At 69.1% G+C, this 15,337-nt stretch carries 16 protein-coding genes and 1 tRNA gene; 2 read left to right on the top strand and 15 right to left on the bottom strand.

What is annotated here, in order from left to right; all coding sequences use genetic code 11:
* Positions 1 to 59 precede the first annotated feature (59 nt).
* The 7 genes from Q7W02_19070 to Q7W02_19040 form a co-directional block, all read right to left on the bottom strand.
* Positions 60 to 135: transfer RNA gene (locus tag Q7W02_19070), tRNA-Phe, on the bottom strand.
* A gap of 192 nt (positions 136 to 327) precedes the next feature.
* A complete protein-coding gene (locus Q7W02_19065) occupies positions 328 to 654 on the bottom strand; it encodes a hypothetical protein (GenBank protein ID MDO8478259.1) in 327 nt (108 codons plus the stop codon).
* Between the two features lie 69 nt (positions 655 to 723).
* On the bottom strand, positions 724 to 2,067 hold the full coding sequence (locus Q7W02_19060) for an aspartate aminotransferase family protein (GenBank protein ID MDO8478258.1): 1,344 nt from the start codon (positions 2,065 to 2,067) through the stop codon (positions 724 to 726).
* Positions 2,064 to 2,927, bottom strand: a complete 864-nt coding sequence (locus tag Q7W02_19055; GenBank protein ID MDO8478257.1) for a DUF4392 domain-containing protein — start codon at positions 2,925 to 2,927, stop codon at positions 2,064 to 2,066. Before Q7W02_19055 ends, Q7W02_19060 begins: the two co-directional genes overlap by 4 nt.
* Positions 2,928 to 2,930: 3 nt before the next feature.
* The gene (locus Q7W02_19050) at positions 2,931 to 3,509 is read right to left on the bottom strand and encodes a hypothetical protein (protein MDO8478256.1); all 579 of its coding nucleotides are present in this window, start codon (positions 3,507 to 3,509) and stop codon (positions 2,931 to 2,933) included.
* Positions 3,510 to 3,513: 4 nt separating this feature from the next.
* The gene (ggt, locus tag Q7W02_19045; GenBank protein MDO8478255.1) at positions 3,514 to 5,112 is read right to left on the bottom strand and encodes a gamma-glutamyltransferase; all 1,599 of its coding nucleotides are present in this window, start codon (positions 5,110 to 5,112) and stop codon (positions 3,514 to 3,516) included.
* A complete protein-coding gene (locus Q7W02_19040) occupies positions 5,112 to 6,185 on the bottom strand; it encodes an AIR synthase family protein (GenBank protein MDO8478254.1) in 1,074 nt (357 codons plus the stop codon). Before Q7W02_19040 ends, ggt begins: the two co-directional genes overlap by 1 nt.
* A gap of 194 nt (positions 6,186 to 6,379) precedes the next feature.
* On the opposite strand from Q7W02_19040, the gene ftcD reads away from it, so the two are divergent.
* Positions 6,380 to 7,276, top strand: coding sequence for a glutamate formimidoyltransferase (gene ftcD / locus Q7W02_19035; protein ID MDO8478253.1), 897 nt, complete (start codon positions 6,380 to 6,382; stop codon positions 7,274 to 7,276).
* A 46-nt stretch (positions 7,277 to 7,322) separates the two neighbouring features.
* On the top strand, positions 7,323 to 7,664 hold the full coding sequence (locus Q7W02_19030) for a hypothetical protein (GenBank protein ID MDO8478252.1): 342 nt from the start codon (positions 7,323 to 7,325) through the stop codon (positions 7,662 to 7,664).
* A gap of 7 nt (positions 7,665 to 7,671) precedes the next feature.
* Here the strand turns inward: Q7W02_19030 and Q7W02_19025 are convergent, their stop codons facing one another.
* Genes Q7W02_19025 through nuoH form a run of 8 tightly spaced genes read right to left on the bottom strand, consistent with a single transcriptional unit; the run spans position 7,672 to position 15,286 of the window.
* Entirely contained in the window at positions 7,672 to 8,040 is a 369-nt protein-coding gene (locus Q7W02_19025) for a hypothetical protein (protein ID MDO8478251.1), read from the bottom strand.
* Positions 8,041 to 8,043: 3 nt separating this feature from the next.
* Positions 8,044 to 9,471 (bottom strand): NADH-quinone oxidoreductase subunit N, encoded by a 1,428-nt coding sequence (locus tag Q7W02_19020; protein ID MDO8478250.1) that lies wholly within the window; start codon positions 9,469 to 9,471, stop codon positions 8,044 to 8,046.
* The gene (locus Q7W02_19015) at positions 9,468 to 11,006 is read right to left on the bottom strand and encodes an NADH-quinone oxidoreductase subunit M (GenBank protein MDO8478249.1); all 1,539 of its coding nucleotides are present in this window, start codon (positions 11,004 to 11,006) and stop codon (positions 9,468 to 9,470) included. The genes Q7W02_19020 and Q7W02_19015 overlap by 4 nt, the downstream gene beginning before the upstream one ends.
* Complete coding sequence (gene nuoL / locus Q7W02_19010) at positions 11,003 to 12,862, bottom strand: NADH-quinone oxidoreductase subunit L (protein ID MDO8478248.1); 1,860 nt, start codon at positions 12,860 to 12,862, stop codon at positions 11,003 to 11,005. Before nuoL ends, Q7W02_19015 begins: the two co-directional genes overlap by 4 nt.
* A 10-nt stretch (positions 12,863 to 12,872) precedes the next feature.
* Positions 12,873 to 13,172 carry an NADH-quinone oxidoreductase subunit NuoK gene (nuoK, locus tag Q7W02_19005; protein ID MDO8478247.1) on the bottom strand — a complete coding sequence of 100 codons (300 nt, stop codon included), beginning with the start codon at positions 13,170 to 13,172 and terminating at the stop codon, positions 12,873 to 12,875.
* Between the two features lie 2 nt (positions 13,173 to 13,174).
* A complete protein-coding gene (locus Q7W02_19000) occupies positions 13,175 to 13,669 on the bottom strand; it encodes an NADH-quinone oxidoreductase subunit J (GenBank protein MDO8478246.1) in 495 nt (164 codons plus the stop codon).
* On the bottom strand, positions 13,666 to 14,298 hold the full coding sequence (locus Q7W02_18995) for an NADH-quinone oxidoreductase subunit I (GenBank protein MDO8478245.1): 633 nt from the start codon (positions 14,296 to 14,298) through the stop codon (positions 13,666 to 13,668). The genes Q7W02_19000 and Q7W02_18995 overlap by 4 nt, the downstream gene beginning before the upstream one ends.
* Complete coding sequence (gene nuoH, locus Q7W02_18990) at positions 14,291 to 15,286, bottom strand: NADH-quinone oxidoreductase subunit NuoH (GenBank protein MDO8478244.1); 996 nt, start codon at positions 15,284 to 15,286, stop codon at positions 14,291 to 14,293. Before nuoH ends, Q7W02_18995 begins: the two co-directional genes overlap by 8 nt.
* Between the last annotated feature and the right edge of the window lie 51 nt (positions 15,287 to 15,337).

Here is a 15,337-nt window from a genome sequence, read left to right as displayed (position 1 = left end):
AATCTGGGCACAAACTCAATCCAGGGAGAATTTCGAAGCGGGCAACCTGTTGAAAAGAATGGTGGGCAGGGACGGGATTGAACCGCCGACACCAGGATTTTCAGTCCTGTGCTCTACCAACTGAGCTACCTGCCCACCACGAAGTAGCGAGGATACCAGAAGGGGCGGGCTCTGTCCACGAGACGGCCCCTCAATCTGCCCCCTCACCCTGCCCTCTCCCCCGATGGGGGAGAGGGAAAATTGAGACCTCATCCTTGTGGGGGAGAGGGAAATCGGGGACATCGCCCTCGTGGGGGAGAGGGGGACTAGTGGCCAGAGAGGGACATTCTATTTGTCGGGGAGGTCGGCGCCGGTGTCGGACTCGAAGACGATCTGGTCGTCCTCGTCGATGGTGAACGATTCGGTCAGCACGAAGGGCACCTCGTGCTGGACGAGAAAGCGGGTCAGGCGCGCGACGGCGAGCGGGTGGGCGTCGAGGTGGAAGGACAGCGCGAGGTCGCCGATCTCGTCGATGGCGAAGAAGGCCCAGTCGCCGACGACCAGGGCGTCCATGTCGTCCTCGAAGGTGGCGCCGCCCTCGAACTCCTCGGAGCCCTGCGCCAGGTCCTGGATCTCCTGGAGCTTGGCGCGGCGGTCGGCTTCGCTGAGAGGCATCGCCCCCTCACCCTACCCCCTCACCCTGCCCTCTCCCCCGAGACGGGGGAGAGGGATCAAGGAGAGGGATCAGGCGCCTTTGAAGGCTCCGTCGGCGGCCATCGCCGACAACGCCTTCTCGTAGGCCGCGAGCGTGCGCGCCACGTCCACGTCCGAGTGCACGGCGGAGAGCCAGCCGTGGTAGCTCGAGCAGTCCACGCCGTTGTTGAGCAGGGCGCAGCGGAGCATCTGGTAGAGGTCGCCGCGCCGCGGCCTGTCGAAGCCGGCGAGCCCGGGCCGCCCCTCGAAGGACACGTGGAAGATGGACGATTCGCCGAAGCAGGTGCCCGGCGCGCCCACGCGCTTCATCACCTCCGCGATGCCCGAGCGCAGCTCGTCGGCCACCTTGTTCGCGCGCGCGTGCAGCTCGCCGTCCTGCACCAGCTCGAGCGTGGCGATGGCGGCGGCGGCGCAGACGGGGTTGGAGTTGAAGGTGCCGTTCTGCGCCACGCGCTCGGCCCGGTCCCAGACGGGGTCGCCGCGGTGGGCCATGGTCGCCATGAGCGGCTTCTTGCCGCAGACGACGGCGCCGGGCAGGCCGCCGGCGACGATCTTCGCCAGCGTCGTCAGGTCAGGCGTGACGCCGAAGTACTGCTGGGCGCCGCCGGGCGCATAGCGGAAGCCCGTGATGACCTCGTCGAAGATCAGCACGACGTTATGGCGCTCGGTCAGCGCGCGCAGTTCCTGGAGGTAGCCCGGGATGGTCGGCGTGGTGCCGGACTGCCCGCCCGCGGGCTCGAGGATCACCGCCGCGACGTCGCCGCGCTGGAGCAGCCCGTCCACCACCTTGATGTCGTTGGGCGGGCAGAGCAGGAGCTGGTCGAGGATCTGCGAGGGCACGCCCGCGGACATCGGCACGTCGAAGGGCGGGTTGACCGCGGCGACGACGCCGTCGTGCCAGCCGTGGAAGTGGCCGTGGAACTTCACCACCTTCGGATGCCCCGTGTAGGCGCGCGCGATGCGGAGCGCCAGATGCGTCGCCTCCGTGCCCGACATGGTGAAGCGCACCATCTCGGCCGAGGGGACGAGCCTGCAGACCAGCTCGGCCCAGCGCACTTCCAGCTCGTGGCAGGCGCCGAAGTGCGTGCCGCGCGGGGCCTGCTCCTGGATGGCCTTGACGACCGCCGGGTGGCAGTGCCCCAGGAAGAGCGCGCCGTGGCCCATCCAGTAGTCCACGTATTCGTGGCCGTCCACGTCCCACTTGCGGGAGCCCAGGGCGCGGTCGACGTAGACCGGGAAGGGCTTGAGGTGCCGGCCGTCGTGGGTGATGCCGCCGGCGATCACGCCGCGCGCCCGCTCGTAGAGCGCCGCCGACTTCGGATGCATGGCACGGTAAGTGTCGAAGATCTTGGACGGCTTCGCGGGCTGGGTCATCGGGTCTTGCCTCCGTGGGGTGACGAATCCTGGATCAGACGCAACAACTCTACCATGCCCGCATGCGCCTCCAAAGGGAGCGCGTCCACGGTCGCCTCACGCTTGCGCGTGATCCCGTCCACGGCGCCCGCCGCGACACAGGCGCGGACCATGCGCCGCTCTTCGTCCGCGGTATGGAGCAAGGGGCGCTTCGAGAGACGCGCCAGCTCGACGACGATACCGTACGCGCCCCAGTTCGACACGCCGGCGGCGACCACGTACCGCGCGGGGACGACCGAGGCGACCTTCCTGATCCGCGCTCCCGCGCGCCGCAGACGCGCGTGCAGGGCGCCCATGCCGATCTCGTTGCCTCCGTCGCCGACGCCGACCGTGACCACCCGCCGCGGGGCTTCGAGAAAGAGCGCGTCGAGCGGCCCGTTCCACTCGCCGACGGACTCGCCGCGCATGCTCAGGTATAGGCCGCCGCGCGTGCGCCCCGGGCGCTCGATGGCGACGAGGTGGGTCGGCGCGTGCTCGGCCAAGAGCCGCCGCGCCGTGAGCGCGGCGTCGCCGCCCGCGTGGAAGGTCAGGATCCGGGGCGGCTCGCCGAGCACGCTGAGAGCGGCCTGGAGGGGTGGAAGGGACGCGGCGTCGGTGATGTAGGTCACCTCGGCGCCGAGCGCGCGGAGCGCCCTGCCCAGCGAGGCCGTGCCCGGCGGGCCGTCGGTCTCGGGCAGTCCTGGGCCAAGGGAGAAACCGGTGGTGAGAAGCACGCGCTTCGCGCGCCGGAGCGCGCGCGCCGCGCGAGCCGCGCCGCCCGGCACGAAGAAACGCGCAATCCCCCGGCCGCCCGGGTCGAAGGCGAGGAGGTGATCGACCATCCGCTACGGACGCGGGCCGGCGGGCGACGTCGAGCCGGGCTTGGGCGTCGTGGGCGCCTTTGGTGGAGCGGGAGCCGGAGCGGGCGCGGCGCCGGCCGCGGGGGCCTGCAGCAGGGGCTGAGGCAGCGTGAAGGTCATGGATTCCGCCCAGAGGGTCCGCTTGTCGAAGACGACGAGAAGTCCCGCCTCGTAGAGCATCGTGGGAAAGCCGCTCTGATCACCGGCCGCCGACGGCAGCCCCCAGCCGTCGATCACGGTCTGGACGGCGAAGATGCTCGGCCTGGGCTCGAGGACGAAGACGCGAACAACATTCGGCTTGAAGCCGTCGGGCTTGAGGATGCCGAACTCCACCACCATCCGTTTGATGCCTCCCGGCGCCTTGGGGCCCTCGTAGATCCAGGTCATGGTGTCGTAGCTCTCGATCTTCTGCTTGGTTTCCTTGGACGGCGCGCCGTAGCGCTCACGCACCTGCTCGAGCGTGGTGTCGCCGGGCTCGATGCCTCCCCAGCTGGCCGCCCCTGCCGCTGCCGGCAGGGCCAGCGCCAACGCCAGAACCACCGCGATCAATCGGATAGCTCGCATACCTTCAATATCCCACAGCCGCGCCGTCTCCGCGCGGGTCTGCGCCGCCCCGAAGGACGCCGTCCTTCAAGACGGCCACGGCGTGGGCGTGCCCCTCCGAGGTAAACCAGTCGGACACGGGCAGGATGTTGTGCCCGCGGCGCATCAGCTCTTCGCGCACGGGCACGGGGACGCGGCTCTCCAGCCGCACCAAGTCGGGGGCGTCGCCCGGATTGATGCGTCCCATGAAGAAGCGCGGCCGCTCGATCGCCTCCTGGATCTCCATGCCGTAGTCGAGCGCGTTGGTGAGGATCTGAGTGTGGAACATCGCCTGCCCGTCGCCCCCCATGTTGGCGAGCCCCAGCACCGGCCGCTCCCCGCGCGTCACGATGCAGGCGATGAGCGTGTGGAAGGGATGCTTGCGAGGCCCGAAGCAGTTCGGGTGCTCGGGATTCGTATTGAAGTAGGCGCCGCGGTTCTGGAGCACGACACCGGTGCCGGGCGGCACTACGCCGGAGCCGAAACCCTTGTAGAGGCTCTGGATCACCGAGAGGACGTTGCCGCGCCCGTCGGCAACCACGAAGCCGGTCGTATCCCCGTCGACCTCGCCCGGCTCGTAGCGCTGGGCCTTGTCCGGGTCGAAGGCGGCGCGCCTGCGCGCGGCATAGGCCTTGTCGAGCAGGGATAGAACGGGCAGGCGCGACGTGGCCGGATCGGCCACCCAGCGATCGCGGTCGGCGTAGGCGAGCTTGGTCATCTCGAGGAGCAGATGGAGGTGCTCGACGGAGTGGATCGGGTGCGCCGTCACGTCGAAACCCTCGAGGAGGTTGAGGGTCATGAGCGTGGCGATGCCCTGCGTCGGCGGCGGCGTCTCCCACACCGTGTAGCCGCGATAGGTGGTGCTGATGGGCTCGCCCCACGCGCCCGTGTGCCCGGCTAGATCATCCGCAGTGAGGAAGCCGTCGCGTTCCAGGCGCTTCGCGATCGCCTGCCCGACCCGGCCGCGGTAGAAGAGGTCGGGGTTCTCCCCCAGCTCGGTCAGCGTGCGCGCGAGGTCGGGCTGGCGAAAAATATCGCCCGGCTCGGCGAAGCCGCCGCCCGGGATGAAGATGCGGCGCCACTCGGCGTCGTCGATCAGTGGGGCGCGCTCGCGGATGGCCTGGCTGACGATGTCCGTCAGCGGAAAGCCGTCGGCGGCGTAGTGGATGGCGGGTACCAAGAGGCTCTTGAGCGGGCGCGTGCCGAAACGCTCGAGGAGCATGGACCACGCCCGCGTCGCGCCCGGCACCGACACCGCGCCGGGGCCGATCAACGGGACGGCGGCGAGCCCGCGGCGCCCGAGCTCCTCGAGGCCCGCGCGCGAGCCCGAGCGCCCCGCGCCGTTCAGGAAATGGACTCGCCGACTCTCGGTTTCGTAGTAGAGGCAGAAGAAGTCGCCGCCCACGCCGCAGAAGTTGGGTTGCGTCACGCTCAGCACGGCATTGGTGGCGATGGCGGCGTCCGCCACGTTGCCGCCTGACTTGAGGATCTCCACTCCCGCCAGCGAGGCGAGCGGGTGGCACGAGGCGACCATGCCGTCCCTCGCCATCGGCGCCTGGCGGTGCGCGTAACCTATTTGGGGCATCAGGGCTTTCGATCCCCTCGCCCCCGGAGGGGGAGAGGGTCAGGGTGAGGGGGAGCGTCGGTGGCGAAGATGCGCGTGACCTCGTCCTGCGGGAAGCTCGGCATGGGGCGCGGGTGACCGCCCGAGACGAGCGCGACGCCGTCCGAGGCCGGCGTGACGCGGCCGATGGCGGCACAGTCGATGCCGGCGGCGCGGCAGGCATTCGTGACGGCGTCGGCGTCTTCCGGCGCGACGGTCATCAGGAGCGAGCCCGATGCGATGGTGCCGATCGGGTCGAGGCCGAAGGCCTCGCAGAGCCGGCGCCCCTCGGGCAGGACCGGCACGCGCTCGCGGTCTATGCGAAGCCCCACGCCGGCCGCCTGGGCCATCTCCCAGCAGGCGGTGGCGAGCCCGCCCTCCGTCGGGTCGTGCATCGCATGCACGCGCGCCGCGTCGCAGGCCGCGCGCGCCTCGGGCACGACGCTGATGCCCGGGCTGCGGAGAAAGCCGCGAGCGCGCTCCACGATCTCGGCGGGCACGCCGCGGCGGAGCGCTTCCTCGCGGCGCTCTCGCGCAATGATCGACGCGCCCTCGAGCGGCACGCCCTTGGTCAGCAGCACGGCGTCGCCGATCTGGGCACCACCCGTCGTCACGAGCCGGTCCTTGTCGACCTCGCCCAGCATGGCGCCGACGACGATGGGGCGCGGGAGCCCGGCGGTCACTTCCGTGTGCCCGCCCACGAGCGAGACGCCGACAGCGGCGCACGCTTCCGCGACCTCGGCGAAGAGCTGTTCCACCTGCGCCTCGTGGCTCTTGCCCTCCGGCAGGAGCACGGTCGCCATGAACCAGCGCGGCTCTGCGCCACGCACGGCAAGGTCGTTGGCGTTGACGTGCAGCGCGTACCAGCCCATCTCGTCGGTGGCGAAGGTGATGGGATCCGTCGTGGCGACGAGATAGCGGTCGCCCATGTCGAGGACGGCGGCGTCCTCGCCCACCTGCGGTCCCACGATGACGCGCGGGTCGGCCGGCACGTATTTGCCGAAAAGTCGCTGGAGCAGCTCGGCGGGGAGCTTGCCCACGGGGAGAAACGGCATGGCCTCCGTAGTATAGAAGCCGCGCGTTACAGGAGCAAGGCGCGGCCGGTACTGGGTCAAGTTGCGAGCCCGACGAGGCCCGAGGGAGCCAGCGGCGCGAGGCGTACGTGGGTGTACGTTGAGCGCCGCTGGCGACCGAGAACGAAGTATGGCGAAGCAAATTGGCCCAGTACCCCGCGGTATGATACGGCCCCGTGGCTAGCCCGCTCCTCGAGTGCGTCCCGAACGTGAGCGAAGGCCGCGACCTGCGCACTGTCGAGGCCGTTGCCGACGCGGTGCGCGGCGTTCCCGGCGCGAGGCTCGCCGATGTCCACGCCGACCCCGACCACCACCGCTCGGTCTTCACCTTCCTCGGCGCGCCGCAGGCCGTCGAGGAGGCGGCGCTGGCGCTGGCCGCGGCGGTGTTCGCGCGCGTGGACATGCGAGCGCACCGCGGCATCCACCCGCGCATGGGGGCGCTCGACGTGCTGCCCTTCGTCCCATTGCGCGATCTCGCCATGGCCGACGCCGTCGCCGTCGCGCGGCGCGTCGGCGAGCGCCTCGGCCGGGAGTACGGCCTGCCCGTCTACTTCTACGGCGCCGCAGCGACGCGCCCCGAACGTCGCGCGGTCCGCGATATCCGCAGGGGGGAATACGAGGGCCTGCCGCAGAAGCTCGCCGACCCAGCGTGGAGCCCCGACTGCGGGCCCGCGACATTCAACCCGCGCGTCGGGGCCGTCGCCGTCGGCGCCCGCGACGTGCTCGTCGCCTACAACGTGTGGCTCGACTCTACCGATCTCGGCGCCGCGACAGCCATCGCGCGTGCCGTGCGGGAGTCCTCGGGAGGCATGGCGTGCGTCCAGGCGCTTGGGCTGCCGCTCGAGCGCCGCGGGCTCGTCCAGGTCTCGATGAACCTTCTCGACTACCGGCGCACCGGCATCGCCCGTGCCTACGATGCGGTTACCGCAGAGGCCGCGCTGCGTGGTCTCACGATCAGTCGCGCCGAGCTCGTCGGGCTCGCGCCGCGCGCCGCCTTCGAAGGCCGCGCGCCCGAGACCGTCGGCCTGCCGGATCTCGCCGACACGAAGTACCTGGACACCTATCTCTCCTGAATCCCCCTCCCCGCCGGCCGCGTCGTAATGGGTGGAGGCGATGACCATGACAACGTGGCTCGTAGTGATGCTGATATCCCTGCTGTTCCTGGGGCCGCTTTTCTGGCGGGCCCGGCGCGACAAGCTCGAGGATCGCGCGCTCGGACTCCAGGCCGACATCCAGGCGGCCGTCAACCATCAGCTCGGCGGCGAATCGCTGGTCGCCGTGCGCGTCACGGCCGGCGCTCAGCGCGGCACGGGCAGGGTCGAGATCTTCGTGCCGGCGGGCTGGGAGTCCATCCTCGAAGAGGTGTGGCCGGTGGTGCTGTCGCGCGTGCCTGCGGGCTACGCGCTCGTCTGGAGACCAAGCCCTGCGCGGGTGCCGGCGGCGCTCGGCCGCGCGGCGTAGGGCGTCGCTACTGACCGACGTTCGTGTCCCAGTCCACGGACGTGACGATCACGCGGTAGGCCGCCGCCTTCAGCACCGTCCCGCAGAACTGCCATCCTGACTGGCCGAGGATCTCCCGGGCGACGTTGGGAATGTTCCTGGACGTCACGTGGTCACCATCCACGCCCTGGACCATGAGGCCGATGTTCTTGGCGCTCGTGCGCTGATCGTTGAAGATCTGACCGCAGACGGCGTTGAAGTCGCGCGTCTGGGGCTCGACCGCCCACTGGATGCGCAGGCCCCGGCTCTCGGTCACCGTGGGCGCCTGAGCGAAGGCGACCGCGGCCCCCAGCAGCACGGCCATGACGGCGGCGGCTGAAACGCGTCGCGAGAGCATGCGCTAGAACAGGCCCGAGGCGGCGCGCAGGGCCGCCATCACGAGGGGCTTCGGGTACGCGCCGATGCCGACGACGCCCGCGGCGCAGACGAAGATGGAGAACGCCAGGAAGGGCGAGACGGCCACCGGCTGCCTGCGCTCGGGGGCGTCGATGTACATGCGCTTGGCCACGAGCAGATAGTAGAAGAGCGCCACGACCGTCAGGATAGCACCAAGCAGCACCAGCCAATACATTTGGCACCAGCCGGTGCAGCCCTCGACCGCGGCCCAAAAGACGAAGAGCTTGGCCCAGAAGCCCGCGACGAACGGGATCCCGCCCAGGGACAGCAGGAAGAGCAGCATCGAGAGCGCGAGCAATGGCGACCGCTGGGCGAGTCCCCGGTACGCCGAGATGGCCTCGGAGCCGTCGGACTGGGCCACCGCCTCCACCACGAAGAAGGCGCCCATGTTCCCGAAGAGGTAGGCGACCAGGTAGAAGAGCATCATCGCCACGCCCGAGGCCGAGACGGCGGCGAAGCCGACCAGCATGTAGCCGATGTGCGCGATGCCCGAGTAGGCCAGCAGGCGCTTGATGTTCTGCTGGGGGATGGCCATCAGGTTGCCCGCGATGATCGTGATCGCGGCCAGCCCCGCCGCGAGCGGCACCCAGAGGACCACGGGCCCGCCGACGCCTTCCAGGTAGAGCCGGAACATCACGACGAAGCCCGCGGCCTTGGGCGCCACCGACAGCCACGCGACGAAAGGCGTGCTGGCCGCCTCGTACGTGTCCGGCACCCACATGTGGAAGGGAAAGGCCGCGATCTTGAAACCGAGGCCTCCGAGCGTCAGCACCATGCCCAGGATCAGCAGCGGGTGGCCGTCCTGGAGCGCCGCCGCCACGCCCGCCATGTCGGTCGTATTCGAGATGCCGTAGACGAAGGACAGCCCGTAGACGATGAAGGCCGAGGACACCGTGCCGATGAGGAAGAACTTGAGCGCGGCCTCGACGGCCTCCTCTTCCCGCTTGCGGAACCCGGAGATGACGTACAGCGGGATGGACATCAGCTCGAAGGCGACGAAGAGCAGGATGAGCTCGCGTGCGGAGGCCAGCACCAGCATCCCGAGCAGCGAGGCGAGCATGGCGACGTAGTACTCGGTCGCCCGCCGCGCGAAGGTGGGCGCGCGAAGGGACAGCGAGGCCAGCACACCCAGGAAGGTCGCCAGCAGGAAAAGCCGCTTCGAGAAAATCGCCAGCTCGTCCTGGACGAAGCTGCCTCCGAAGAGAACGGCGCCCGGCTCAACGCGGAACGCCATCCAGAGCAGGATGGCGAGCCCGATGGCCACTAAGCCGCCGAGCCGCCGCTTGTCCTCGCCCCGCCAGGAGAGACCCACGACGAAGACCAGCAGGATCAGGACCGCGAGCCCGACTTCGAGCGCCATGCCGCCGCTCATGGCAGGACTCCGAGCCGGAGCAGGAGCGGCACGGTCGCCGTGTCCACGGGCCCGATGGCGATGCCCGGCGCGACGCCGAAGAGCACGAGCGTGCCGACCAGGATGATAAGCGCGACCCACTCGGGCCCCCGGGCGTCGGGCAGGTGCTGGAAGTGCGGGTCGGCGCTCTTCGGGCCCCAGAAGATCTGCTTGGTGACGCGGAGGATGTAGACGGAGGTCAGGAAGGCGCCGAGCACGCCGGGGAAGAGCCACCAGGAGTAGGCCGACTGCCAGGCGCCGAGAAAGGTCAGGAACTCGGCGACGAAGCCCGCCGTCGCGGGCAGGCCCAGGGACGACAGGCCCGCGATGGTGAAGGCCGTCGCGATGCCCGGCATCATCTGGCCGAAGCCGCCCATGGAGAAGATGGCGCGCGAGTGCGCCTTTTCGTAGACCAGGCCGACCAGGGCGAAGAAGAGCCCGGTCATGATCCCGTGGGCGAACATCTGGAAGATGGACCCATTGAGCCCGGTCTCCGTCAGCGTCGCCATGCCGAGCATGACCACGCCCATGTGGGAGACCGAGGAGTAGGCGATGACGTACTTGAGGTCCGTCTGCGCCATGGCGGAGAGCGCGCCGTAGACGATGTTGACGCACGCGATGGTGCCGACCAGCCACACCCACTGCGTCGCGCCATCGGGGAGAAGCCCGAGACCGAGGCGGAGGACACCGTACGCGCCCAGCTTCATCAGCACGCCCGCGTGGAGCATGGACACCGCGGTGGGCGCGGACGCGTGGCCGTCGGGCGACCACGTGTGCAGCGGCCAGATGCCCGCGAGGATCCCGAAGCCCACGTAGAAGGCGAGGAAGACCCAGGACTGCACGGCCGGGTCGAACTGGATCTGCTCCATCTCGAGGAACGAAAAGGAAACCGAGCCCGAGGCGACGTACAGCGCCAGGATGCCGACCAGGATGAAGGCCGACCCGAAGAGGAGATACAGGGTCAGCTTCATCGCCGCGTATTCCTTGGTGCCGACGCCCGTCCGGCGGAAAGCCCATCCGAAGATGCCCTGCGGGCGGACCTCGCCCGAGGAGCCCCAGATCCCGATCAGGAGGTACATCGGCAGCACGGCGATCTCGTAGAAGAGAAAGAGGACGAAGAGGTCGAGCGAAACGAAGACGCCGTAGACGCCCGTGACGAGCAGCAGCAGGAGGGCGTAGAACTCCTGGCTGCGCTCCTTGACCGTCCACGAGGCGAAGACACCCGCGAAGATGATGATGCTCGTCAGCAGCACCATGAGCAGGCTCATGCCGTCCACGCCCAGCTGGTAGTTGATGCCGAGCGGCGGCACCAGCGGCAGCTCCTCGTAGAACTGGAACCCGGCGGCCTCGCGCTCATAGGCCGCGAAGATCCGGATCGAGAGCGCCAGGGAGACGCCCGTGGACAGAAGGGCGATCCAGCGGACCAGGAGCGGACGGCGCCGCGCCAGGAACATGATGAGAACGGCGCCCACGAACGGGGCCCACGTGATGACGGACAGCGTCGGGAACCGGGTCATTGCAGCCACCACATCCCGACCATCAGAGCGAGGACGCCCAGCGCGATCCCGTAGACGTAGTCCTGCGCCCGGCCCGACTGGATGCGCCTGAGTCCGGCGCCGGCCATAAGCGTCCAGGCCGAGAGGACGTTCAAGATGCCGTCGACGAAGTAGCGGTCGATCCAACCCACGAGCCTCGAGAACGGCAGCATCAGCCAGCCGTAGATCCCGGCGAAGACGTCGTCGATCCAGAAGCGCCTGAGCGCCGCCGCTCGGATAGGCGCGAACGCCGAGGCGAGCCCGTCGGCGCTGATCGCGCGGCGCTGGTAGACGAGGTACGCGAGCGCGATGCCGGCCGCCGCGACGCCGACGGCGGCGTACGTGAGCCAGCCCGGCGCCTCGAACTCGGCCTTGGGGTGCCAGACGGCGAGGAGGATGCCCCCGCCCACGGACATCACCGACAGGATCCACAGCGGCAGCGCCATGAAGGGCGGCGCGTCCTGGACGTGGTCGTCCTCGTCGCCGTGGCCGCCCGTGTGCGCCACGGCGGGAGCCCCGAAGAAGGTGACGAAGACCACGCGCAACATATAGAAGGCCGTGAGGAAGGCGCCCAGGAGCAGCATGGCGAACGGGACGGGGAAGCCGCCCACGAGCACCGCGCCCAGGATCTCCTCCTTGGAGAAAAAGCCCCCGAAGAAGGGGATGCCCGCCAGCGACAGCGTCCCGACGATGAAGACGATCGTCGTCTGCGGCATCGTCCGCCACAGCCCGCCCATCCTGAAGATGTCGTTGGTGCCGACGGCGTGGATGACCGCGCCGGCGCCGAGGAAGAGCAGCGCCTTGAAGATGCCGTGGGTCAGCAGATGGAGGAACCCGGCCGAGGCGAAGCCCGCGCCCATCGCCGCCATCATGTAGCCGAGCTGGGAGACGGTGGAGTACGCCAGCACGCGCTTGATGTCGGTCTGGACGCAGGCGAGCACGGCAGCGAGGAGGGCGGTGAAGGCGCCGTTCCACGCGATGATCTCCATGACGTCGGGCGTGAGCTTGAAGAGCCAGATGGTGCGCGTGAGAAGGTAGACGCCGGCCGTCACCATGGTCGCGGCGTGGATCAGCGCGGAGACGGGCGTGGGGCCTTCCATGGCGTCGGGCAGCCAGACGTGGAACGGGAACTGGGCCGACTTGCCCGCGGCGCCGAGGTAGATGCAGAACGTGATGACGCCAAGACCCGCCAGCGGGATAACGCCCGCGTCGGCCAGCATGAGCAGCTCGAGGAAGTCGAAGGTGCCCGTCTGCCGCCACAGAAGCACGATGCCGATCAGCAGGCCGACGTCACCCGCCTTGGTGATCCAGAACGCCTTGACGGCGGCGCGCGCCGCCTCGGGCTTGGTGTACCAGTAGCCGATCAGGAGGTAGGAGCAGAGGCCCACCAGCTCCCAGCAGATAAAGAGCTGGACGAAGTTGGGCGCGAGCACGAGCCCCATCATCGAGAACGCGAAGAGCGACTGGTAGGCGTAGTAGCGGCCGAGCGAAGGCATGGCCTCGTCGGAGAGATAACCGAGCGAGTAAACCTGGACCAGGAAGGACACGAGCGCCACCAGCACCAGCATCAGCGCCGAGTCGCCGTCGGCCAGCACGCCGACCGTGGCGAGCGGGCCCGCCTCGGCCGGGATCCAGGTCCACAGCCACTCGGAATAGCCGCCGCCGCCCGCAAGCCGGAGGGCGCCGATTGCCGCCACGAGCGCGGCCGCCGAGAACACGACGGAGAGATACGCCGCCGGGCGCCCGAGCCGTCGCAGCGGCGCCACGACACCCAAGACGACGAAGGCGAAGGCCGGCAGCAGAAGGGCGACGAGCGCGGGGAAGGCCGGGTCGGTCATGGGTGCCCGGTCAGCCTCTAAGGAGATCCAGGTGATCGGCGATGACCGTGCGCTTCATCCTGAAGATGAGGATGACGATCGCCAGCCCCAGCGCCACCTCGGCCACGGTGATCGGGATGGTGAACGCGGTGAAGACCATCCCGACCACGTCGGCGTTGAAGCGCGCGAAGGCGACCAGGTTGATGTTGACGGCGTTGAGCATCAACTCGATGCCGAGCAGGATGCCGATGGTGTTCCGCCGCGTGACGACGCCGAAGAAGCCGATGGCGAAGAGCACCGCGGCGAGCGTGAGGTAGGCGCCAAGACCCATGGCTATTCTTCCGGCCTCGCGAAGTACAGCGCGCCCAGGAGCCCGACCAGTAGCAGCACGGCCAGGAGCTCGAAGGGCAGCACGAACTCGGTCAGCAGCACCTGGCCGATGGCCCGCGTCACGTCCACGGCGATGACCGGGCGCTCGACGGGCAGGTCGGCGCCGCGCAGAAAGCGCAGGACCCCCAGGAGCAAGGCGCCCGCCAGCACCAGGCCGGCGAGGATGTGCCGGCTCGTCTGCGTGATGCGGTCGCCGACGAGCCGCTCCGTCACCACGATGGCGAAGACCACGATGGTGACGACGCCGCCCGCGTAGAGAAGGAGCTGCACCGCTGCGAGGAACTCCGCGTCGAGCGCCAGGAACACGCCGGCCGTCGCGGTCAGCGACAGCGCGAGATAGAGGACCGAGTGGAAGAGATTCTTGGTCAGCACCACGGCCAGGGCGGAGCCGATGAGCAGGACGGCCAGCCCCCAGAAGGTCACGACCTCGAGGGTCATCGGGCACCACCCTCCAGCGTGGCGCCCTTGACCTCCTCATTGACCTGCTCGGGAGCTGGCTTCGCGTCGGCAGGAGCCTCCGCGGCAGGGGCCTTGGGAGGCGTCTGCATGGCGCGAAGCCCGGTGCCCGTCGCCCACGAGGGCTCGAACTGGAGGCCGATCGTGTGGAGGCGGTCCTTGTCGAGCAGCAACTCGCGGCGGTCGCTGGTCGCCAGGTCGAAGGACTTCATCATGATGATGGCGTCCGTGGGGCAGACCTGGACGCACAGCTCGCAGAACTCGCAGGCGTACAGCTCGAGGGTGAAGGTCTTGGCGAAGTTGCGCTTCTCCCCCTTGAGCATCTCGACCTTGATCACCTGCGGCGGGCAGATGTATTCGCAGAGCCGGCAGCCGATGCAGTCCTCCTCGCCGGTCTCCTTGTCGTACGTCAGCGCCAGCACGCCGCGGAAGCGGTCGGGGTAGACGCGCTTGACCTCGGGGTAGTGCACGGTGACGGGCTTGCGGAAGAGGTTCAGGAGCGTGATCCCCATCGCGCGCCTGACGGCGCTCAGCAGGTTGCCCAGGTCGGGCCAGAAGCTCTGGCCGAGCTGCCTGTTCCCAAGGGGCTTATCCCCAAGGGGCCTATCCAAGGCCGGGCCCCTTCCACGCGACGACGACCGCCGTGGCCATGAGCAGGACGAGCGTGGCCGGCAGCAGCAGCTTCCAGGAGATGGCGAGGATCTGGTCCACCCGGATCCTGACGAAGCTCCAGCGTATCCAGGTCACCAGCAGGAAGATGAACATCGCCTTGAGGAGGAAGTAGAGCACGCCCAGGGCCGGAAACGCGCCGGCGCCGGGCCCGCCCCAGGCGCCCATGAAGAGCAGCGCGCCCAGGAAGGAGGTGGCGATGACGTGGGCGTACTCGCCCAGTTGGATCAGCGCGAACTTCATCCCCGAGTACTCGACGCGGAAGCCCGCGACCAGCTCCGACTCCGCCTCGAGGATGTCGAAGGGCACGCGGTTCTCGGCCGCGAGCATCGCCACGATGTACGCGACGAAGGCGAGCTGGCCGATCACCGGGAAGAAGACGAACCAGTGCAGCACATCCGGCTGGGCGGCGGCGATGTCGGAGAGCTTGAGCGAGCCCGTCAGCAGGACCGGGACCATCGCGGCGAAGACGAACGGCAGGTCGTAGGAGATGATCTGGTTGACCGCCCGCATTACGGAGAGCAGCGCGTACTTGTTGTTGGAGCCCCAGCCGCCCATGAACAGCCCCACGATCTCCATGGCGGAGACCGCGAGAAAGAAGAGGATGCCGATGTTGAGGTCGGCGACGCCCAACCCCGGTGCGAACGGCAGCGTGGCGAAGATCAGCATGCACGGGATCAGGAACACGATGGGTGCCAAGTTGTAGACGGGGCGGTCGGCGAGCCGCGGGACGATGTCCTCTTTCATCATGAGCTTGAGCGCGTCCGCGATGGGCTGGAGGAGCCCGTGCGGCCCGACGCGGTAGGGGCCGATGCGCGACTGCATGCGCGCGGCGAACTTCCGCTCGAGGAGCGTCACGTACGTCACCATGCCGATGATGGCGTTCAGCACGATGAAGCCCACCGTGAAGAAGTAGATCGCGGAGAGCATCAGACTGCCCGCCCCCCCTCACCCTGCCCTCTCCCCCTCACGGGGGAGAGG

The organism is Candidatus Rokuibacteriota bacterium (genome assembly GCA_030647435.1).
Classification (GTDB): domain Bacteria; phylum Methylomirabilota; class Methylomirabilia; order Rokubacteriales; family CSP1-6; genus AR37.
Note: the sequence above shows the minus strand (reverse complement) of the source record. Positions and strands in the feature narration are given on the sequence as shown.